Genomic DNA, 21,861 nt, shown 5'->3' on the forward strand with positions numbered 1-21,861 from the left:
TTATGATTTTTACGTGTATTCGGATGCCCTAATAATGCTGCTTTTCCATGGCGCCGTGCCCGCCAATCGCTCAATTGTGCCGGTCTCCAAAGATTATCAACACGGCGACTTCGAGCCGCCTCACTACCATGACTGCGCGCAATTAATTCATAGCCTTAGTGGTGTCGTACAGGTTAATACCCGTCAGGGCAGCTGGGTAGTGCCACCCGGGCGTGGCGTCTGGCTGCCGGCACTGGTTGAACACAGCCTACGCATCACCGGCAAAGTGGCTGCAAGGGCCCTGTTGGTCGATCCGCTTGCACGCGCTGACCTACCCGCATGCTGCGAGGTAGTACAAATCTCACCGCTGCTGCGTGAACTGATTGTTTGCGCGATGGATATTGCGGCGGATTATCCCGTCGGCGGGCGTGAAGAGCGAATCATGGAACTGATCCTCGATGAGTTGCGTATCCTGCCAATTCTGCCGTTGAATTTGCCAGAACCACGCAGCGAAGCCTTGCTGACGTTGTGCAGGCATATTCAGCAATCCTTGGCACACCCTTGGGAATTAGAGCAGGCAGCCCGTTACATCAACGTTAGCGGCCGCACACTGTCACGCCGATTCCAACGAGAAACAGGATTGCGCTTCGGTGATTGGGTACGCCGTGCCCGTTTACTGGCCGCATTGAACGCCCTGGCTGCTGGGCATTCAGTGCTGGAAGTGGCGCTGGATTTAGGCTACGACAGCCCAAGTGCTTTCAGCGCCATGTTTCGTCGTTTGATGGGCGTTGCACCCAGCGCTTACTTCGCCAGGTAGCGCGCCGCGACGTTAAATAACGCTTGCAGCGAGGCGCTGGCGGAATCGACATCGATACCCACACCGTAAGCCGCCTCACCGTGCGCCAGAGTACAGCGAATATAGGCAACCGCACGGCTGTGGCTCTGATGCCCCAGCGTGTGCTCATGATAGTCCTCTATTGCCATACTCAAGCCAAAACGTTGGCGCAACGCATCCACCGCACTGGACAGCAGTCCGTTCCCAACCCCCAGTAACCGTTGTTGATGCCCATCGAACAACACGCGAGCACTGAAGCTGTAGGCCTCGATGCTGTGGCTTTCAGTCTGATAGCTCAACAATTGCAAGCGCGGTTGTTCCACCAAGCCATAGTTGATACGGAACAAACGCCACAGTTCGGCAGTGGTCATCTCTTTGCCACTGCCATCCGTCTCTTGCTGTACCACCTTGCTGAAATCAATCTGCAACCCACGCGGCAACGACAACCCATGGTTTTGTTCCAGTAACCAAGCCGCACCACTTTTTCCTGATTGGCTATTAACCCGAATCACCGCTTCATAATTGCAACCGACGTCCGCCGGATCAAGCGGCAGATAAGGCACCTGCCACAGACCATCCTGTCGATGTTGCTGGGCGGCAAACCCTTTTTTGATCGCATCTTGATGTGAGCCGGAGAAGGCAGTAAAAACCAGCTCGCCAGCATAAGGATGCCGTGGGTGTACCGGTAATTGGTTACACTGTTCGACCACCTCAACAACTTGCTTCAATTGGCTGAAATCCAGCCCCGGCGCAATGCCCTGGGTATACAGATTGAGCGCCAGCGTCACCAGGTCAACATTGCCGGTGCGTTCACCGTTACCGAACAGGCAGCCTTCCACCCGATCAGCACCGGCCAGCATCGCCAGTTCGGCACAGGCCACCCCAGTCCCCCGATCATTATGCGGATGTACGCTAATGGTCACCCTATTACGCTGACTGAAGCGACGACAGAACCACTCAATCTGATCGGCATACACATTCGGAGTACTCACTTCTACCGTAGCCGGCAGGTTGATAATCATGGGCCGCCCTGGGCCGGGCTGCCACACATCAGCAACCGCTTCACAAATCTCCAGCGCGAACTCCAGCTCGGTAAAACAAAACGTTTCCGGCGAGTACTCAAAGGTCCAGGCCGTTTCCGGTTGCTGCTCGCACTGCTGGCGAATGCGCAGCGCGCCGTTCACCGCCAGCGCAACCGTCGCCGCCTTGTCCTGTTTGAACACAATTTCACGGAACATCGGCGCTGTAGCGTTATACAAGTGCACGATGGCACGCGGAATGCCACGCAGCGACTCGAAAGTGCGATCAATCAGATCATCACGTGACTGAGTCAATACCTGAATGTTGACGTCATCCGGGATCAGTCGTTCATCGATCAACGAGCGGACAAAATCAAAATCCGTTTGGGACGCAGAAGGAAATGCCACCTCAATCTCTTTGAATCCACACGCCAACAACAACTGATAGAACTGGCGTTTGCGAACATTATCCATGGGTTCCGCCAATGCCTGATTGCCGTCACGCAGATCGCTGGAACACCAGCGTGGTGCCTGCTGCAAGCTGCGCCCTGGCCACTGGCGGTCAGGTAACGTCACCGGTGGGAACGGGCGATATTTGATTGATGGATTGGTTAACATGGCGATCTCCTGGGCAGTCATAAGCAATGGCTTATTATTTCCCGCGGCGTGATCCCCTGCTCCTGCTTAGCGGACAACCTTCGTCGCAAAACGGACAACAAAAAAATTTGCATCCTGCGCCAGTGCGGCAACAATTAATTCTGATGTTAGCCATGGCGCTTGGCGCCCTTAAAGATCCTTTATTAACCTCATGGGACGGGAGACGAATATGAGCCTGTATGCAACCCTGGAAGATGCGATTGAAGCAGCACGCGAGGAATTTATTGAATCTGCAGAAGGTGGTAACGATGAGGAACCGCCGGTACCACAACAATTCAATCTGCAAAAATACGTGATGCTGGATGGTGATACCATGTGGCAGGCCGAGTTTTTCGAGCAAGAGGGCGAATCGGTCGAATGTCTGACACTACGCAGTGGTGCAGCTGCCCAAGCCATTTTTGACGGTGATTATGACGAAGTCGAAATTAGCGCCGAATGGATAGAGGAAAACACGCTGCATGAGTGGGAAGAAGGTGATTTCCAACTCGATCCGCCATTGGATACCGAAGAGGGCCAGACTGCCGCCGACGAGTGGGATGAACGTTGAATGATAGCGGGCGGGAGCGAGCAATATCCCGCCCATAAACTCCCCATCATTTTCAGAGAGGCAGTATGATTATCCGCCAGGCGCGCCCCGAAGATTACCCTGCAATTCTGCAGCTACAAACACAAAATACCCCTGCCAATTTAAGCGACAGCCAAAAGCGTCAGGGTTTTATTGTTTCGAGTATGAACGAAGCGCAACTGGCCCGTATTAACCAGGCCCTCGGTATTCTGGTAGCGGTTGAAGACCAGACGTTGGCCGGCTTTGTTTGCCTGATGACCACGGACGCACAACCGCGCCCGCCGGTAGTGGATGCGATGTTGGAAAAGCTTGCCGAAGAATCATTCAACGGACGACCTTTGAGTGAACAACGGGTGTTTATGTACGGTCCAGTATGCCTGGCTCCCGCCTGGCGCGGCAAAGGCGTACTGAAACAGCTGTTCGCCGCCGTTAAAGCGCACACCCAGGAAGATTTCGACGTTGGCGCCCTGTTTATTGACGACAGCAACCCGCATTCACTGGCTGCCCATCAGCAAGGACTAAATATGACGGTGCTGGCGCCCTTCCACTGCGGCCCACATGGGTATCAGCTATTGGTGTTTGCCACCCGGGAATAGACTTACTCGTAAGGCCCGTGCTGTGCATCGAACGGCAGCATAAAGGTATCCACCACCATCGACAGTGGCACATCGATCACCGTGACATAACGCCAGGGGGTATCACGCAGATCCCATTGCACACCCGGGTAGTATTGATGGCCGTGCCCGGCGCCCGGTACTGTGCGGCTGATAATACTGCCGCAGCCGGTTAACAGCGCCACGCCTGTTGCCAATAATGCCAGCCGAAGAAAAGAAGAGAAATTCACCACATTGACTCTTAGCCCTGGTTGTTCTGAAAGTAAACAACGCCCGGAGCAAATTTTAACATAGTTTTTGCCTTTCAGATTGTCAGCATTACGTAAGCAACAAGCCAAAAAAAAACGGGGAACACGCTTAGCATGTTCCCCGTTTAGACTACCGGTTCAGCGTTTAACGCTGACCTACCGGATGCGCCTTTTCATTGTGCGGCAATTGCTGGTAGTGTTCACGCCAGGCGACACCCTCCGGCAGCAACCAAACACGCTGATGCAAGCGCGACAGTGCAACAGGATCGCTTAGCAGCTCCAAGCGTTTGCCCTTCACCAACTTCTCAGGACCCAATTGCAGCGCCTCATTCACCCGCTCTTCACGATTGCGCTCGATAGCACCGCGCAAGTGGTGACGCGCGGTCGCCAGCGCCGCCGCCAATGCGTTAAATGACGGGTTAACCACCGCGTGCATAAAGCCATTCGCCAGGGCACGCTCACGGTTAAGCTGCAAATACTCTTCGGTCGCCAACAGCTCACGCGGAGGAGAATACTCTTCCGGGATCAGGAACAACTTGGCGCGCTTACTCTTGATCCCCAGCGTCGCACGGCTCGACAGAGACGAAACGATCGGTGACAGGATCAGCGAGAAGACGATCGGCGACAGCCACCACAGGAAACGTAGATCCAGCCAGGCCATACCACCCGCCCAAACCAGACCGAGCAACATCTGTGAACCATGACGTTTAAAAGCTTCACTCCATGGCGTGTCATCATCGTCACGTTGTGGCGAGTTCCACACCACTTCCCAACCGAGGAAGGCACTGACCACAAACACCGTATGGAACAGCATACGTACAGGCGCCAGTAACACCGAGAACAGCATTTCCAACAGCATTGACAGGAACAGACGCACACCACCGCCGTATTCCTTGGCACCTTTCGCCCAAATCAACACGATACTGAGCAACTTAGGTAGGAATAACAGCACCAGGGTGGTAGAGAACAGCGCGATCGCCAGTTCAGGACGCCACTGCGGCCATACCGGGAACAGCTGACGTGGCTGCAGGAAGTACTGCGGCTCCATCAGGGTATGCACCACCTGCAACGCAGTAGATAAGGCCAGGAACATAAACCATAGCGGTGCCGACAAATAGGACATCACGCCGGTCAAGAACACTGCACGGTGTACTGGGTGCATGCCTTTGACCAGGAACAGGCGGAAGTTCATCAGGTTACCGTGACACCAGCGGCGGTCACGTTTCAGTTCATCCAGCAGGTTTGGCGGCAATTCTTCATAGCTGCCCGGCAGATCATAAGCAATCCACACTCCCCAACCGGCACGGCGCATCAGCGCAGCTTCTACGAAGTCATGCGACAAGATAGAACCGGCAAAGGAGCCTTCACCCGGCAACGGTGCCAACGCACAGTGCTCAATAAACGGCTTCACGCGGATAATCGCGTTATGACCCCAGTAGTGAGATTCACCCAACTGCCAGAAATGCAGGCCTGCCGTAAACAAAGGCCCGTAGACCCGGGTAGCAAACTGTTGCACGCGAGCATACAGCGTATCCATGCCTGACGCTTTCGGCGCAGACTGGATAATACCGGCGTTCGGGTTAGCTTCCATCAAGCGTACCAAACCGGTGAGACATTCACCGCTCATCACGCTGTCAGCATCCAGAATCACCATGTAGCTGTACTCACCGCCCCAGCGACGACAGAAGTCATCGATGTTGCCGCTTTTACGCTTCACACGACGACGGCGACGGCGGTAGAAGATACGACCATGACCGTCTACGTCGCGGCACAGTTCCATCCAGGCTTTCTGTTCCGCCATGCAGATATCCGGATCATAGCTGTCACTCAGCACGTAGATATCGAAATGTTCGAGCTGGCCGGTGGCGGCAACGGACTCATAGGTCGCACGCAGGCCGGCGAACACGCGTTCAACGTCTTCGTTACAGATCGGCATAATCAACGCGGTGCGGTGCGCTGGGTCGATTGGCTCATCACCCTTGATGGTAGAGGAGATACTGTATTTGTCTTTGCCGATCAGCAACTGCAAGAAGCCCATCAGCGCAGTCCAGAACCCCGCCGATACCCAGCAGAACAGAATAGCGAAGAGGATCAGAATGCCGGTTTGCAACACATAGGGCAGCAGTTGCAACACTGACTGCATCAAGTCCTGATCCCACATGGCCATCGGATCGATCAACGCCCAACCCTGGTACGGCAAAATGGTTTTCATGTACCACGTAGCGATACCTGTCTGCACCAGCATCAGTACCAACAGCACATAACGACGCATAGAGCCGACCACACGCCAGCGGTTTTCCGCAGCGGCTTCCTCTTTGGATGCATGGCGATTGTGCGGCGAACGGCCCAATAGAGAATCCCAAAAGCGCGCGACTGGATTGGTGCGCCAAGCTTCTGGGAACATACGGGTACGTTTAATCGGCGGCGTGGCCTTAAGAATGCTACGCCCTTCCACATCGGTATCAAAATCGTCGTCGCTGACCGCATCCGGCCAGGCGCTTTCAATACGCGCCTTGACCGAGGCCAACGCCACGTCATCCGCCGACAGCGTATTAACGTTGGCATCGGCAGCGCCCATCTTACGATGGAGCGCCTCCAGTGCCTGAGCGTCATCTACACCCGGTTGTGGTTTAAGCGCCTCTGACCGCTCAGCGGTCAGAGGCATTGCCGCAAGATAATCTTGGGCAAGTTGAGTAGACTTATTCATTGGCAGGTAGCTGATAGCTCCAGGTTTCAGACAGGGTCTTATCACCATTGACCAGCGCTGCGCGCATTTCTACCGGCTTCTTGTCGTCTTTAACTTTCAGACGCAGCGTCAAACGCCAGCCTTTGGTCACGGGGTTATAGCGGACATTGTTTTCTACCATTTCGCCGTTATCACCAATGCTCACTTGCGCGGCAACCGGCGTAGCGCCGTCCAGGCCTTTCAGCACTGGACCAACGAAGTCAACCAAAAATGCCACGCTACCGTCTGGCTCGCGGATCAAGTTCGACTGTTTCACGTCACCAGTAGAACGCATGGTTTGGCTAACATAGGCAATGTCCTGCGAATGCAGTTTGTCTTCGTCACGGGTGAAATGCAGGCGATAGCTCAGCGCCAGCGGCGTTTTGGCATCCGGCAATACGTCCGGGGTCCAGAAAGCAACGATGTTGTCATTGGTTTCATCCGCCGTTGGGATTTCCACCAGTTCAACCTTACCCTTGCCCCAATCGCCACGCGGCTCGATCCAGGCGCTTGGACGCAGATCGTAACGATCATCCAGATCTTCATAATCCTTGAAGTTGCGGCCGCGCTGCAGTAGACCGAAACCTTTAGGGTTCTCGACCTGATAGGTGCTGACAGACAAATGCTTCGGATTATTCAGCGGACGCCAGATCCACTCGCCGTTGCCGGCATGGATTGACAGACCATTGGAGTCATGCAGCGCCGGGCGGTAGTTCAGGGTTGGCGAAGGTTGGTTCGGCCCGAACAGGTACATGCTGGTCAGCGGTGCCATGCCCAGCTTGCCGACCTTGTCGCGCAGGAATACTTTAGACTCGACATCCACGGTGGTATCGCGGCCCGGATAGACGACAAAACGATAAGCCCCGGTGGCGCGCGGTGAATCTAGCAGCGCGTAAATCACCAGGTGTTTGTCGCCTTGCTTAGGACGTTCGACCCAGAACTCGCGGAAACGCGGGAACTCTTCGCCTGAAGGCAGTGCAGTATCAATCGCCAGACCACGCGCGGAAAGCCCGTAAACCTGCCCTTTACCCACTACGCGGAAATAACTCGCGCCCAGCAGGCTCATAATTTCGTCGTTCTTATCCGCACTGTTGATCGGATAAATTACCTTGAAACCGGCAAAGCCGAGGTTTTTTACCGAATCAGGATCGTGCTTCACCGAACCAAAGTTGAAGTAGTCCGGGCTGTACTTGATCTGCTTGACGGTGGTCGAAGTGACCTCATTGATTTTCACCGGCGTGTCGAAGTACATCCCCTGATGATAAAACTCAAGCTTGAAAGGGGTTTTCAGTTTGTTCCAATAGGCTTTATCGTGATTGAACTGAATCTGCTGGTAATCCGCGAATTTCATCTCACGGAATTGAGAAGGAAGGTTGCTCTTCGGAGCCTCAAAGCCTTTTCCTGCCAGATCCTGTGCCTGCTTGGCAACATCATCAATAGAAAAAGCCCATGCTTGCGAAGTAAACAGCGTGAACAATACGGTCGCACCTAACCAACGTACGCTCGCGGCGCGTGGTTTTTTGGATAATATATTAACTAGCACATCCCCCCCTATTCGTGTGCTCAAATCATTTAAATCCATATTAATGGATTATTCAGCTTTCCGACAACATGATAAATGGATGGTTCATGTTTATGGCTCATTGTTTAAGCAGCTGACTAAACACCAGCGTAGCAAGCCGCGCAACAAGACGCTATGGAAAAATGTGAAACGGTATAGTAGGGTTTGGGATTGCGATTTAACTATTGCCGACTTATTAAGCGTGTTAATGACCACTCGATAAAATCACCAGCGGTAACCTATGACAAACGGCAGCAACCAACGCGAGTTTTTCCTCGATTCGATCCGGGCTTATTTGATGTTGCTCGGCATCCCTTTTCATCTCTCTCTGATCTATTCCAGCCATGCCTGGGCAGTGAACAGTGCCACGCCCTCCTTCTCGCTGACAGTGCTGAACGACTTCATCCATGCCTTCCGCATGCAGGTGTTCTTCGTGATTTCAGGCTACTTCTCCTACATGCTCTATGAGCGCTATGAAAGCCATAAGTGGTTGAAGGTCAGACTGGAACGCGTCGCAATCCCATTGCTGAGTTCGATCCCCTTAATAACTGTTCCTCAATTTTTCATGCTGAAATATTTCACAGATAAATTAAACGGCTGGGACAATTTTTCGCTCTACCAAAAAATAAATGTAACAGTTTGGGAACTGGTTTCTCACCTGTGGTTTTTATTAACACTGTCATTACTGACCACCGCCTGTTTTTATCTTTTCAAAAAAATCAAGGCACAAAAAAACCATGTAATTCCCTATCCAATAAATAAAATGACTGGATTAGGAAACATCTCACTGTTCTTTCTTATTTATGCGTTATGCTATTCGGCCGCGCACCGTATTATTTTAATTTTCGCACCTCATTTACTTTCCAACGGCTTGTTCAATTTCGTGGTGATGGAGACGATGTTCTACCTGCCGTTCTTCATCCTTGGCGCATACGCATTTAAGTACGTATGGCTTAAAGAGATTTTTCTCAAACCTTCGGCTTGGTCGCTGCTGGGCTCCGTGCTGTTGTTCATAGCCTACATGCTGAATCAGAAGTATCTGGCCCACAGTAGCTATATGTTTGAGCTGGAAGTGCTGATCAAAACCGTGTTGGGGATCTTGATGTCCAACGTGATTTTCTCATTCGGACATAACCTGCTGAACTATCACTCGCCGCGTATCACTTATCTGGTCAATGCGTCTCTGTTTATATATCTGGTGCACCATCCGCTAACCTTGATATATGGCGCTTTTGTGACACCGTATATCAACAATAACCTGCTGGGATTCGTGGTGGGTTTGGTGTTTGTCTTCTCCTGTGCCTTCGCCTTATATGAGTTGCACAAACGCATTCCGCTGATCCGTTTCTTGTTCTCGGGAAAACCGCAATAATCCAATCGCCCGGTCATCGTTTCAGCTGGCCGGGCTTTTCATTGTCATACCGCTGTACATCAGAACCGATATCATTCGCTTCACGCCAGAACTGCCCCCCATTTCTGGTACTGAGCACACATTGCTCACACCGATGGCGAAAGTTAAGGCAAAGTTATGCTGGAGCATATTGTTGCGAGTTGTTATAACTGCAACGCATAAGCAGAAATCCACATCCCTGCCTTACGGTAGCGATTGGGCTCAATGAACCCTGAGGGGCGGCGTTGTCGTTATCACGGCAATGCTTGCAGTATCTCCCTTCCGTCACGACAGAGAGGATTTTTAATGACTGATGATAAAGACACTTCGGCTCAGGAAGCCGTACCGGAAAATGCCACCCTACTGAAAATCCTTGGTCGGTTACTCTCCGCGCTGGATTCGTCAATCAGCGGCAAGGATCGCAGCATTCTGGTCACCGAGCTTTCCAGCCTTAACCTTGATGGCATTTCAGAGTCAGAACGAAAACTGGCTTCTGAGCTGATCAAGCGAGCCCTGCAATCACTCGATCATTAACGACACCCTGCCTGCAAACCATTAAGCCTCCTCGCGGGGGTTTAATGGTTTTTCTTTCCCTCACCGCAATGAAAAACGGGTTTTATTGTCCGAATAGAACCACAGCAAGCTGATAAATATAGATAAAAGCAGGAAGTTCACCGCTTTCTCCCCTCTTCATCAGGCTTTACCCCTTAAATGACAATAAATGCAAAATGTTTTGCGAATCAGCCTTGGCGTTTTACCTAAAAAACAGGCTATCATCATGGGGTATCTGCGCCCGCGCGCAACGCCTTTCCCCCAGCCTGCAGGAGAACGTTATTTTGGATGCCAGCACCATTAACAGTTTGTTCATCATCGGTGCCGTGTTGGTGGGAGCAAGTATTCTTCTCAGTTCATTTTCTTCACGTCTGGGTATCCCCATCCTGGTCATCTTCCTGGCCATAGGCATGTTGGCAGGTGTCGATGGGCCAGGCGGCATCGTATTCAGTAATTATCCTGTGGCCTATCTCGTCAGCAACCTGGCTCTCGCCGTGATTCTGCTGGACGGCGGTATGCGTACCCGCGTCAGTTCATTCCGTGTTGCACTTTGGCCAGCCCTTTCTCTTGCAACCATCGGCGTGGTGATCACCGCCGGGTTGACCGGGCTCGCAGCCGCCTGGCTGTTCAACCTCGATCTGCTGCAGGGTATGCTGATTGGCGCCATTATCGGTTCTACCGATGCCGCTGCAGTATTTTCACTGTTGGGAGGAAAAGGACTTAACGAGCGTGTCAGTGCCACACTGGAAATTGAATCCGGTAGCAACGACCCAATGGCGGTGTTTCTTACCATCACCCTGATTGCGATGATCGCCGCCGGCGAAACCACCCTGAGCTGGATGTTCCCTCTCCACCTGCTGCAACAGTTTGGTATGGGGATCGTATTTGGTCTTGGCGGCGGCTGGCTGTTACTGACGTTAATCAACCATATCAAGCTGGCTGAAGGCTTGTATCCACTGCTGGCCGTGAGCGGCGGCATTTTAATCTTTGCGCTGACAACAGCACTGGACGGCAGCGGCATCCTGGCGGTGTATCTGTGTGGCCTGATGCTGGGCAATCGCCCTATCCGCAACCGGCATGGCATTGTTCAAACCTTTGACGGTTTAGCTTGGTTAAGCCAAATCGGCATGTTTTTAGTGCTGGGGCTGCTACTCAATCCGCACGAGTTGTTGCCTATCGCCATCCCTGCCCTGCTGTTGTCGCTGTGGATGATTTTGTTCGCCCGGCCGCTTTCGGTATTTATCGGGTTGCTGCCGTTCCGTAGTTTTACCCTGCGCGAACGCAGCTTTATCTCCTGGGTCGGTTTACGCGGTGCCGTACCGGTCATTCTTGCCGTTTTCCCAATGATGGCTGGGTTGCCGAATGCGCAGCTGTTCTTCAATGTGGCTTTCTTCGTCGTATTGGTTTCATTGCTACTGCAAGGTACAACGCTGTCATTCGCTGCGAAGAAAGCCAAGGTGATCGTGCCACCTGCACTGGCGCCGATTTCACGGGTTGGGTTAGATGTACACCCGGAAAACCAGTGGGAACAGTTTGTTTATCAACTCTCGTCAGAAAATTGGTGTGTAGGGGCTGCCCTGCGAGAGCTTAAAATGCCCCCCGGTACGCGCATTGCTGCACTCTTCCGCGGAAAGGAGTTGTTGCACCCAAGCGGCAGCACACGACTACGTGAAGATGACATTCTGTGCGTTATCGGCCATGAGCATGATTTACCCGTCTTGGGGAAACTGTTCAGTCAGGCACCGGTGGTGACGTTGGATGAGCGCTTCTTCGGCGACTTTATATTGCAGTCGGACGCGCGTCTGAGCGACATTTCTCAAGTGTATGGGCTTAACCTGCAAGAAGGTGTGGATGAGCAGCAAACACTCGGCCAATTCGTGATTCAACTGATTGGGGGTGAACCTGTGGTGGGCGATCAGGTTGAATGGGATGGCCTGACCTGGACCATTGCCGAAATGGATGGCAATGCGATCAGTAAGATTGGCGTAAGAATTGTTACTGACTGATCCTTCAGCAACATAGGCCGTTGCGTGTCATTGCCCGCAGCGGCCACCTCAAAACAGACGGAACTTATAGGTTGAGAAAGGTTCTTAAACTCTGTAATTATCAAAACTGGGCGTTCAGCCCGACGTTTTAACCTTTACTCTGGGAACACCGCACTGCGGTGATGGGTATTGATTTGAACAGTAAAACTCGATTTCTATCGGCCATGCTCGGTATTGCACTGACGATCATAGTGCTGGATTTAGGTATCGCCGATTTGATCCATAGACTCTTAATTGGATAACTGTAACGTGGCACAGCAGCAACAAGAAAAAGATATTCTAGGAAAAGTACTGGTTACCGTCTCTGCGCTCTGCCTGATTACCGTGGCAGTGCTGCTGATTTGGGGATTCGTGCTGGATTAAGCATCAGCCTGGCGCAAGTAACAGAGAAACATAGCAACAACCATTTTGTTACAATACACCGACATCTCTTGAAGACCATTGCGCGTATGCTCAATGTAGACAGTAATAAAAATAAACCCTCATACTACTTAAGTGTTGGCCCGCCTGAAACGGGCTTTTTTTTTGCCTGCAATATCTCGATTCAGACATAAAAAAACCGCCGCAGCGGTTTTTTTATTGGCGATGGCAATCAGATCTTACAACCTTCGCAGTCCGCCTCGTCCTCAAGGATCTCGGGGAGCTCTTTCGCCTTCTGCGCCGCTTTTTCTTCTGCTTGCGCTAATTCTGCATCGATATCAAAATCGAAAATATCATCACTCATCGTAAACTCCACACGCTTATCAGGCTTCAAAGCGTGAGTATAATCGACAACCGCGCAGTCTGGAACCCTTCAGTTAAGCACTGCCACCTGCGGCTGCTCATCCTGCGGCTTCTTTGAATACGCCAGATCGTAGACGTCATAAAAATCGATCTCGCCTTTATTGGCGATGATTTCCTGCATGCGTGTTTTCATCGCCGCACCGATCATCGGCTCATCCAACAGGGCCTTTACCGACTGTGGAGAGAGTGCGCGAGTGAAATACCATTCGCCGTTATAGCATACACGCAGATCCAACACCCCGATGTCCTCAAAACGATAAACCGGTTTGATTTCAATCAGCAGCATCGCGAACATGAATAAAACAAAGGCGGTGAATGCTAAAAACGAAATGAAGCCCATATAAGGAACCTGGTACATCACGGCGATCACAGCGAAATAACCGGCAAACATAGCGAGGCACAGGTAACGGTGATCACGGGCAAATTCGCTGTTAAACCGCAGCTTGCCGTCGCGCCCTTCCTGTCGATTGATCCGCTCGATTTCTTTTACCAAGATGCTTTTAATCGCGTCCATCGTTACAACCTTATGCCTGGGGGGCATTATTGATAGCAATAATCTTTCTTCAAACTAACACAAGTACAGTTCGCCCAGGTAGATCAGTTATGCAATTTAAAATCGGCAACTGTTATACCCATGGCAACTAGCGTTGCAGAGAGTTTTTGCCTTGGGCAAACATAAACATTCGCTGGGCGATATCGTCGGCTTGTTTGATTTTTTGTTTCTGTGGCTCATTGCAACGTTGAATAGCACGTGCATAGGCAAGCTCATGAGCCTGATCGATCATCGCAATAATCTTGTCCCGCTCCTGTTGTTCCAGGTTACCGAGCATAGTAGTGATGATCGCCTGATAGGCGTTGGAAGCAGCCGTTAGCGACTTTTCTCTGGCCTCAAGTGCCGCTACACGTTGCAATAATTCCTGCAGTTGATCGGACTCAGACATAGCGATCTCCTGTTGCCGGGCAGCACACCTGCCTGATCTCAGTTTAGCAAAGAACGATCACAAGAGAAGGAGATAAAAGAAAGGAAGAGAAACGGTTACGGGAAAGCACACCCGAAAATCCCAACAAGGAGCCGATAGTGCAAATCAACCCGGGTGCGCTTTACGATAGCTATTCCTTAAGAAGGAAGCTGGCGCGCTATGCAGGACTCGAACCCGCGTCTATCAATTTTGTAGCCAAAATAAGCATGATAAAACCAATCACTCTGCCAACTGAGTTAATAGCGCATTCCTTCGCTTCGGGGCGCCATTATCCATATTAATGCTATGGATTCAAGTTATCGAGACATGACCAACTGATTTTACAGAGAAATCTTATGTTTCCGCCTGCTTTATCTTCAGGCCCACCCATTGCTTTCACCCTGCGATAGTTAGCAAATGAAACTTTTATAGCATCGACTGCAGCGTGTTTATTGTTAGTTAAAGCGCTGGATGCGACTATTACACTTTCTGGGATCATCGTTTTCTCTGTTATGGATAACACAATGAAAGTCACACCGCGCCATTTGGCGTTTATCCTCGCCGGTGCTTTACTGGTCGTACTCATCTTGGTTGCAATCTTCTCTCTGCAAACCCCTTCTCAGGCGGCCTATGTTACCGCTCCGGTCCGTCAGGGCAGTATTGAAAATGCCGTATTGGCCACCGGTAAGCTGGATGCATTCGAGCGGGTTAACGTGGGCGCGCAGGTGTCTGGTCAGGTCAAATCCCTGAAGGTTAAACTCGGCGAGCGAGTCACCAAAGGCCAACCCATCGCCGACATTGATGATCTGCCACAACGTAATGATCTGCGCAACGCCGAAGCCGCGCTGAACGTTGCCAAGGCTGATTTGCAGGCCAAACAAGCGCTGTTGAAACAGGCTGAGTCTCGCTTTAAACGCCAAAAGCGCATGCTCGATGATGAAGCAGGTTCACGTGAAGATTTTGAAACGGCAGAGGCTACTCTCGCCGCCACACGCGCTGAACTGGTCGCGTTGAATGCTCGTATCGTGCAAGCACAGATTGAGGTAGACAAGAAAAAGGTCGATCTGAGCTATACCCGAATTCTGGCTCCCATGGACGGTATCGTGATTGCAGTGATTACACAGCAAGGGCAAACGGTGAACGCCAACCAAAGCGCCCCCACCATCGTTAAACTGGCTCAGTTGGACGTAATGACCATCAAGGCGCAGATTTCCGAGGCCGACATTACTCGCGTATCTCAGGGACAAAAAGCCTACTTCACGATTTTTTCCGAACCAGACAAGCGTTATGCCGCCACACTGCGCACTGTCGAGTTAGCCCCTGAGTCGGTAATGAAAGACGACTCTCTCTCCGGTAGCAGTTCAGCGTCAGGCTCTGGGACGTCCAATGCGTCAGTGTATTACAACGCGCTTTTGGACGTGCCCAATGCAGACAATCGGCTGCGAATTGCCATGACAGCTCAGGTTTCACTGCTGCTGGGCGAAGCAAAGAACACGTTACTGATACCCGCTCAGGCAGTACATAAAACCGCCGACAAAAAACAGCAAGTGCAAGTACTGACCAGTGATAACCGCTTGGAAATGCGCGACGTAAAAACCGGTATTACCAATAACGTTGATATTCAGATCTTGTCAGGACTGACAGCCGGTGAAAACGTCGTATTGGCACAGGAAAATGCCAAAGCTGGCGAGGATGGTTTATCACTGTGAATACCATCATTGAGTTGAAAGGCATTGGTCGCACCTACACCAACAGCAGCCAGCCACTGACCGTACTGAAAAACATCAACCTGACGATCGCCTCCGGGGAATTGGTCGCCATCATCGGTGCATCAGGTTCAGGTAAGTCAACGTTAATGAATATTATTGGCTGTCTGGACGTGCCGGACCAAGGTGACTATTACATCAATGGGCATAATGCCGCTCACCTGTCACCAGACGAACTGGCAAAACTACGCCGTGAACATATCGGATTTATTTTCCAGCGTTATCATTTAATGCCGGATATCAGCGCGTTGGGGAATGTTGAAATCCCAGCGATCTACGCCAACAGCAAACGTGACCAACGTCGCCAACACGCCGTACAACTTCTGGCTCGACTCGGGTTAGAAGGCCGTGAACACCACAAACCTGGCCAGCTTTCCGGCGGCCAACAACAGCGTGTGAGTATCGCCCGTTCATTAATCAACGGTGCCGAAATCATCCTGGCGGATGAACCCACCGGCGCATTGGACTCGAAATCCGGGCGGGAAGTGCTGGAAATCCTCAACGAGCTTAATCAACGCGGCCATACTGTTGTCATTGTGACCCACGATATGAAAGTGGCACAGCATGCGCAACGTATCATCGAACTGCAGGACGGCGAGATCGTTGCCGACAGCGGTCGCAAATCACCTGATCCTCTTCCCTCCATGCAAAAAAGCCAGCCAGTGGTACAAGGTTACTGGCAGAGCTTGCTCGATCGCACCCGCGAATCGTTACAGATGGCGCTGAAGGCTATGAACGCCCATCGCCTGCGCACTGCGCTGACCATGACCGGCATCATTTTCGGCATTGCGGCGGTGGTGACGGTGGTTGCCCTGGGCGAAGGTGCCAAACAGCGCACACTGGAGAACATTAAAGGATTGGGCACGAACGTCGTCAGCATTTATCCCGGACGCGATTTTTTTGATGACGCAATCGACAGCATTCGTACCTTGGTGCCCGCAGACGCAGACGCACTGGCTCACCAGAGCTTTGTCGATAGCGTCAGCCCTGAGGTTACCGCCTCTGACAGTATTCGTTTCCGCAGCAAATCGGCAACGGCCTCGATCAACGGCGTAGGACGCGATTATTTTCGCGTTAACGGCCTGACATTGATACAAGGCAGCACTTTCCGGGATGATCGTAACGCGTTGCAGGAAGTGATCATTGACGATAACGCACGCCTCTCGCTGTTTGGTGAGTTCGGCGTAGAGCCATTGGGGCAAATCGTGTTTCTCGGTTCGGTGCCTGCACGGGTTATTGGCGTAGTTCAAAGTAATCAAGATTCCGCGCCTAACCGCATCAGAGTCTGGATGCCTTATACCACTGTGATGTACCGCATGGTGGGTAAGCCGACGCTTAGCAGTATCAGTGTACGTTTGAAAGATGATGTCTCCAATAAAGCCGCCGTCAGCGCCATTAATCAGTTACTTACCCAGCGCCACGGTGCCAAAGACTTTATGCTGTTCAATCTCGATAAATACCGCAAATCGATCGAGCACACGTCAATGACCCTGAATCTGCTAATTCTGATGGTTGCTTCGGTTTCGCTGATCATCGGCAGCCTCGGTGTGATGAATATCATGCTGGTTTCAGTGACAGAACGGACACATGAGATCGGCGTGCGCATGGCGGTAGGAGCAAGACGTAGCGACATAATGCAGCAATTTATGATCGAAGCCGTGCTGGTTTGCCTTATCGGCGGCGTATTGGGTATTTTGCTGTCGTTCGCTGCCGGCTCGCTGTTTACCCTGCTGGCAGGCGGCATGTTGACCGCCATCTATTCCTGGCAGGCCGCCGCCGTGGCTTTTTGCTGCTCCACTCTAATCGGCATGATCTTTGGTTATCTCCCGGCCCGCAAAGCGGCGCGGATGGATCCGGTCATTTCACTGGCCAGCGAGTAACTTATGAAAATTTTATCCCCCCTGGCTTTAGGTGTCGCAGCTCTTATCAGTGCTGGTTGCGGCAACACCCTTAAAAGTGAGTATCAGCCACCAAAGGTGGGCTACCCGGCCCACTGGCATTCAAGTACCGATGCTGCCACACCGGTTCCCTTTGACTGGCATGATTTCCACGATCCCCAGTTAGACCGTTTGCTGCAACAGGTGATGATAAGCAACAACGATCTGGCCGCCGCGGCGTTACGCGTCTATCGTGCCCAGTTGGCAGCACAGCGAGTCAATATCGGCACGGCACCTAGCGTGAACGCGTCACTCAATAGCAGTGCAAATACTGCCCTTTCCGATTCATCGGCTTGGAACAAAAGCAGCAGTGCTAACCTTGGTGTCAGCTATGAGGTAGACCTGTGGGGTAAATTGGCACGGCAACGGGATGCAGCAGAATGGGCAAGCCAAGCTACCCAACAGGATTTACAAAGTGCACGCTTAGCGTTGCTCGCCAGCGTCAGTAAAAACTATTGGCACATCGGCTTTATCAATCAACGGATCGGCGTCAGTCAGCAAAGCATTGCGTACTCTCGACAAACGCTGCAATTGGCAAACGCCCGCTACCGTGCAGGTAGCGTCTCTTCGTTGGACGTCGTGGATGCCGAGCAGAGCCTGATCAATCAAGAAAGCAGCCATCTGGCCCTGCTGCGTGAACGTCAGCAAGCGTTGAACGAACAGACGCTTCTGTTAGGTGCACCGCCGGGCAGCGCATTAGTTGAACCCACACGTCTGCCAACTGGCCCGCTACCACAAATCAATGCAGGTATTCCAGTTAGCGTCCTGCATCATCGCCCGGATATCAGTGCCAAAGAACTTCGCTTGCGTGAATCGCTGGCCAACGTCGACATAAAACGCACTCAGTACTATCCGGCTTTTAGCCTGACCGGCTCTTTAGGTGCCAGTAGCAGCGCCTTGCTGGAGTTTTTGCGTAATCCGCTGGCCACTGTGGGGGCTGGATTGTCGTTGCCGTTCCTGGAATGGCGGCAAATGAACGTCGATATCAAAATTGCCCGCAGTGACTATGAACTGCAGGTCCTTGAGTTTAAACAGGCACTCTATAAAGCCATGGCCGATGTCGATAATGCCTTATCGTTGCGAACGCAATTACTCGCGCAAGAGAAGCATTTTCAGTCTGCACTGGCATTAGCGCGTAAATCTGAACAACTCAATGAGAGCCGTTACCGGCAAGGCGCTGTCCCCATTAATTTCTGGCTAGATGCACAACATCGCCGCCGACTGGCGGAGTTGGCTCTGGATGAAAATCGTTTTGACCAGTATCAAAACCTGGCGCAACTTTATCTGGAATTTGGGGGCTCCCCGCAATAACACATCGGCCTGGCATTCCCGCCGGGCCTTTTTTCACCCCCTTTCACCCCCAGCAAAATACATTAATATTGCCTGTTTTTGTCGCATTTCTTCCTATACTTTACGCATCCGCAACCAGACAAAAAAACATCAATACGCACAATAGTTAACCTATTTTTGCACTAATTCGGTGCAAACACATAAGATAAACTGCTAAATTTGATCGCTGCCAGATATAACGTTAAGCTATACATGCAAAATAATTAGTCACCTAAATGACATATTCTCGGTGAAAATTGAGATATTACGTGATTCGCGTCACACAAAAAATGGCAATAGCCGATCTCTGTGCAAAGCACTCAGATTAGCCAAATTGATAACTGGGCAGAAGGATTGCGAATTTACGTACGACTAAAATTGATTAAGGGATGATTATATGAAGTTAAGAAAAAAACGACATAAGCCGATGCATATTAATGACATCACCATTATTGACGACAGCAAACTCAAGAAGGCAATTACCGCGGCTGCATTAGGCAACGCAATGGAGTGGTTCGACTTTGGTGTCTATGGTTTCGTGGCCTACGCGCTTGGACAAGTCTTTTTCCCTGGCGCCACTCCCGGCGTACAGATGATTGCCGCACTGGCAACCTTCTCTGTCCCCTTCCTGGTTCGTCCGCTCGGTGGCATCTTCTTTGGTTCGATGGGCGATAAATTCGGCCGCCAAAAAGTCCTTTCCATCACCATTATTATTATGGCGGTAAGTACCTTCTGCATCGGCCTGATCCCCTCTTATGCGTCGATCGGTATCTGGGCACCAATCTTACTGCTGCTGGCCAAACTGGCGCAGGGCTTTTCAGTAGGTGGCGAATACTCTGGTGCAGCAATCTTCGTTGCCGAATACTCACCAGACAGAAAGCGTGGCTTTATGGGAAGCTGGCTTGATTTCGGTTCCATTGCTGGTTTCGTGATGGGTGCTGGCGTCGTCGTGCTGATTTCCAGCATCGTTGGTGAAACTAATTTCCTCGACTGGGGTTGGCGTATTCCGTTCTTTATCGCTGCGCCATTAGGCTTAATTGGTCTCTATCTGCGTCATGCATTGGAAGAAACGCCTGCGTTCCAGCAACATGTGGATAAGATGGAGAAAGAAGATCGCAACGCCATCGAAAACCCACCGAAGACTTCATTCAAGGAGATTGCAGCCAAGCACTGGAGAAGCCTGCTGGTATGTGTCGGTATCGTCATTTCGACCAACGTGACTTATTACATGTTGTTGACCTACATGCCGAGTTACCTGTCGCATAATCTGCATTATTCGGAAGACCACGGCGTCCTGATCATCATCGCCGTCATGATCGGTATGCTGTTTGTGCAACCGGTCATCGGCCTGACCAGCGACCGCATCGGCCGTAAGCCGTTTATTATCGGCGGTAGTATAGGCCTGCTCGCACTGGCTATTCCGTGCTTCATTTTGATCAACAGTAATGTGATTGGTTTGATCTTCGTTGGCCTATTAGTATTGGCCGTATTGCTCAACTCCTTCACTGGCGTGATGGCATCTATTCTGCCTGCGATGTTCCCAACACACATTCGCTACAGCGCCTTGGCGATCTCGTTCAACATCTCGGTACTGGTTGCCGGTGCAACGCCGACGGTTGCCGCCTGGTTAGTCGAATCAACCGGCAACCTCTATATGCCGGCCTACTACCTGATGGTCGTCGCGGTGATCGGTCTGATCACCGGGTTGTACATGAAGGAAACCGCCAATAAACCGCTACGCGGTGCCACACCGGCTGCTTCAGACCGTTCGGAAGCCAAGGAACTGCTGCAAGAGACCTACGACAACATCGAACAAAAAGTCGATGATATCAATGAGCAGATCGCCGAGCTGGAAAAGAAAAAACAAACGTTGATCGACCAGCACCCTAAACTGGACTAACCGACGTTCTGACGATAAGCCACCTTCGGGTGGCTTTTTTTGGCTTTCTACGCTGATGGTTACTCTGCATGCCGTCGGTTGATCAACGAGGTTAGTACGTGATCCTGCCAGCGGCCGGCAATTTTGAGGTAGGATTTTGCATAGCCTTCTTTTTCAAAACCCAAACGCAGCAACAACTTTTCACTCCGGGTATTTGTCGGAATATAAGCGGCCATAATCCGGTGTAGATCCAATTCTCCCAACATGTACTCGATGGTAGCACTCAATGCCTGAGTCATAATGCCTTTGCCTTCATGGCGCGCAGCAATTGAATACCCCAAATGGCAGGCCTGAAAAGGGCCACGAGCAATGTTGGAAAAATTGCAGGCGCCCAGCATTTCGGTACCAGTACCATTAACAATCCCGAACTGATAAGCCAGCCCCAGCTCAGCGTCACTGTGTGCATGGCATAACCGCTGACGAATCACCTCTGCACGATAAAAATCTTCAGGCCGAATCGGCTCCCACTGTGAGAGGTGATGCTGATTTTCGTGGAAGTAACGATGAACGATATCCGTATCTTCAACCGTCAAAATCTTCAGTCGCAGGCCATGCCCAACTACAGTTAACTCTTTCATCACCCTCCTCCTTAATTCACTAATCCAATAGAATAGCGTAACACTGCGCCCATGCAGGGAGCCTTTTAGGCTGCCAAACCCAAGCAAGAATAGACTGAAATTTTATCCTGGCAGCGATTAATGCTAGGCTTGAAAACTTGTTAACCCATTGAAGACGATAACCAATGAGTAAAATGGATTTGCCGGTTGTCATTGGAGTGGCAATCATGATTGCAGTATGGGTAGGTGCGATATTTAATATCGGCGATATCACCCCCAACCTTGCACGCATTTTCCACTGGATCGAAAGCCTCCGCTAACGTGCTTGATCGCCCACGATACCAAATAAAAGACCGCCTTGCGGCGGCATTAGCATGGTCATGACACGCAACTTTCGTCAC

Annotated in this window: 20 protein-coding genes and 1 tRNA gene; 12 read left to right on the plus strand and 9 right to left on the minus strand. The window is 51.5% G+C overall.

Annotated features, from left to right (window positions below):
• The first annotated feature begins 34 nt into the window (after positions 1-34).
• The gene (locus tag SGR01S_RS13880) at positions 35-796 is read left to right on the plus strand and encodes an AraC family transcriptional regulator (protein ID WP_061807766.1); all 762 of its coding nucleotides are present in this window, start codon (positions 35-37) and stop codon (positions 794-796) included.
• Here the strand turns inward: SGR01S_RS13880 and leuA are convergent.
• Positions 781-2,451, minus strand: a complete 1,671-nt coding sequence (gene leuA / locus SGR01S_RS13885) for a 2-isopropylmalate synthase (RefSeq protein ID WP_037423931.1) — start codon at positions 2,449-2,451, stop codon at positions 781-783. The two genes, SGR01S_RS13880 and leuA, sit on opposite strands and share 16 nt — an antisense overlap.
• Before the next feature lie 208 nt (positions 2,452-2,659).
• Between leuA and SGR01S_RS13890 the strand changes: the two genes are divergently transcribed.
• The gene (locus SGR01S_RS13890) at positions 2,660-3,037 is read left to right on the plus strand and encodes a MysB family protein (protein ID WP_037423934.1); all 378 of its coding nucleotides are present in this window, start codon (positions 2,660-2,662) and stop codon (positions 3,035-3,037) included.
• 65 nt (positions 3,038-3,102) lie between these two features.
• Positions 3,103-3,651 carry a GNAT family N-acetyltransferase gene (locus SGR01S_RS13895; RefSeq protein ID WP_061807742.1) on the plus strand — a complete coding sequence of 183 codons (549 nt, stop codon included), beginning with the start codon at positions 3,103-3,105 and terminating at the stop codon, positions 3,649-3,651.
• A 2-nt stretch (positions 3,652-3,653) separates the two neighbouring features.
• On the opposite strand, the gene SGR01S_RS13900 is transcribed toward SGR01S_RS13895, so the two are convergent.
• The 3 genes from SGR01S_RS13900 to mdoG form a co-directional block, all read right to left on the minus strand.
• Positions 3,654-3,899, minus strand: coding sequence for a YceK/YidQ family lipoprotein (locus SGR01S_RS13900; RefSeq protein ID WP_172479777.1), 246 nt, complete (start codon positions 3,897-3,899; stop codon positions 3,654-3,656).
• A gap of 163 nt (positions 3,900-4,062) precedes the next feature.
• The gene (gene mdoH / locus SGR01S_RS13905; RefSeq protein ID WP_061807743.1) at positions 4,063-6,624 is read right to left on the minus strand and encodes a glucans biosynthesis glucosyltransferase MdoH; all 2,562 of its coding nucleotides are present in this window, start codon (positions 6,622-6,624) and stop codon (positions 4,063-4,065) included.
• A complete protein-coding gene (mdoG, locus tag SGR01S_RS13910) occupies positions 6,617-8,185 on the minus strand; it encodes a glucans biosynthesis protein MdoG (protein WP_172479776.1) in 1,569 nt (522 codons plus the stop codon). Before mdoG ends, mdoH begins: the two co-directional genes overlap by 8 nt.
• A 259-nt stretch (positions 8,186-8,444) precedes the next feature.
• On the opposite strand from mdoG, the gene mdoC reads away from it, so the two are divergent.
• The 4 genes from mdoC (at position 8,445) to SGR01S_RS24530 (ending at position 12,553) form a co-directional block, all read left to right on the plus strand.
• Positions 8,445-9,575: a glucans biosynthesis protein MdoC gene (gene mdoC, locus SGR01S_RS13915; RefSeq protein ID WP_061807744.1), complete on the plus strand. Its 1,131-nt coding sequence runs from the start codon at positions 8,445-8,447 to the stop codon at positions 9,573-9,575.
• A 324-nt stretch (positions 9,576-9,899) separates the two neighbouring features.
• A complete protein-coding gene (locus tag SGR01S_RS13920; protein ID WP_037419623.1) occupies positions 9,900-10,127 on the plus strand; it encodes a hypothetical protein in 228 nt (75 codons plus the stop codon).
• 302 nt (positions 10,128-10,429) lie between these two features.
• Positions 10,430-12,151 carry a potassium/proton antiporter gene (locus SGR01S_RS13925; protein WP_037419621.1) on the plus strand — a complete coding sequence of 574 codons (1,722 nt, stop codon included), beginning with the start codon at positions 10,430-10,432 and terminating at the stop codon, positions 12,149-12,151.
• Between the two features lie 273 nt (positions 12,152-12,424).
• Positions 12,425-12,553, plus strand: a complete 129-nt coding sequence (locus tag SGR01S_RS24530; protein ID WP_037419619.1) for a hypothetical protein — start codon at positions 12,425-12,427, stop codon at positions 12,551-12,553.
• A gap of 229 nt (positions 12,554-12,782) precedes the next feature.
• On the opposite strand, the gene SGR01S_RS24535 is transcribed toward SGR01S_RS24530, so the two are convergent.
• The 4 genes from SGR01S_RS24535 to SGR01S_RS13940 all read right to left on the minus strand — a co-directional run bounded on the left by SGR01S_RS24535 (position 12,783) and on the right by SGR01S_RS13940 (position 14,199).
• Positions 12,783-12,914 carry a hypothetical protein gene (locus tag SGR01S_RS24535; protein ID WP_017892391.1) on the minus strand — a complete coding sequence of 44 codons (132 nt, stop codon included), beginning with the start codon at positions 12,912-12,914 and terminating at the stop codon, positions 12,783-12,785.
• A 69-nt stretch (positions 12,915-12,983) separates the two neighbouring features.
• Positions 12,984-13,487 carry a YlaC family protein gene (locus SGR01S_RS13930; RefSeq protein WP_037419616.1) on the minus strand — a complete coding sequence of 168 codons (504 nt, stop codon included), beginning with the start codon at positions 13,485-13,487 and terminating at the stop codon, positions 12,984-12,986.
• A gap of 127 nt (positions 13,488-13,614) precedes the next feature.
• A complete protein-coding gene (locus SGR01S_RS13935) occupies positions 13,615-13,914 on the minus strand; it encodes a sigma-S stabilization anti-adapter protein IraP (RefSeq protein ID WP_037419614.1) in 300 nt (99 codons plus the stop codon).
• Between the two features lie 189 nt (positions 13,915-14,103).
• A tRNA-OTHER gene (locus tag SGR01S_RS13940) sits at positions 14,104-14,199 on the minus strand.
• Positions 14,200-14,456: 257 nt separating this feature from the next.
• On the opposite strand from SGR01S_RS13940, the gene etsA reads away from it, so the two are divergent.
• The 4 genes from etsA to proP all read left to right on the plus strand — a co-directional run bounded on the left by etsA (position 14,457) and on the right by proP (position 20,864).
• Entirely contained in the window at positions 14,457-15,641 is a 1,185-nt protein-coding gene (etsA, locus tag SGR01S_RS13945) for a macrolide efflux RND transporter periplasmic adaptor subunit EtsA (RefSeq protein WP_037419612.1), read from the plus strand.
• Entirely contained in the window at positions 15,638-17,578 is a 1,941-nt protein-coding gene (locus SGR01S_RS13950; protein ID WP_061807745.1) for a MacB family efflux pump subunit, read from the plus strand. The genes etsA and SGR01S_RS13950 overlap by 4 nt, the downstream gene beginning before the upstream one ends.
• Positions 17,579-17,581: 3 nt before the next feature.
• A complete protein-coding gene (gene etsC / locus SGR01S_RS13955; protein ID WP_061807746.1) occupies positions 17,582-18,946 on the plus strand; it encodes a macrolide efflux RND transporter outer membrane subunit EtsC in 1,365 nt (454 codons plus the stop codon).
• 415 nt (positions 18,947-19,361) lie between these two features.
• The gene (gene proP, locus SGR01S_RS13960; protein ID WP_037419606.1) at positions 19,362-20,864 is read left to right on the plus strand and encodes a glycine betaine/L-proline transporter ProP; all 1,503 of its coding nucleotides are present in this window, start codon (positions 19,362-19,364) and stop codon (positions 20,862-20,864) included.
• A 59-nt stretch (positions 20,865-20,923) separates the two neighbouring features.
• On the opposite strand, the gene SGR01S_RS13965 is transcribed toward proP, so the two are convergent.
• Positions 20,924-21,481, minus strand: coding sequence for a GNAT family N-acetyltransferase (locus SGR01S_RS13965; protein ID WP_061807747.1), 558 nt, complete (start codon positions 21,479-21,481; stop codon positions 20,924-20,926).
• Positions 21,482-21,645: 164 nt separating this feature from the next.
• Between SGR01S_RS13965 and SGR01S_RS24540 the strand changes: the two genes are divergently transcribed.
• On the plus strand, positions 21,646-21,780 hold the full coding sequence (locus SGR01S_RS24540; protein ID WP_255212230.1) for a hypothetical protein: 135 nt from the start codon (positions 21,646-21,648) through the stop codon (positions 21,778-21,780).
• Positions 21,781-21,861 lie beyond the last annotated feature (81 nt).

This window comes from Serratia grimesii NBRC 13537 (genome assembly GCF_001590905.1).
In the GTDB taxonomy this organism is placed as follows: Bacteria; Pseudomonadota; Gammaproteobacteria; order Enterobacterales; family Enterobacteriaceae; genus Serratia; species Serratia grimesii.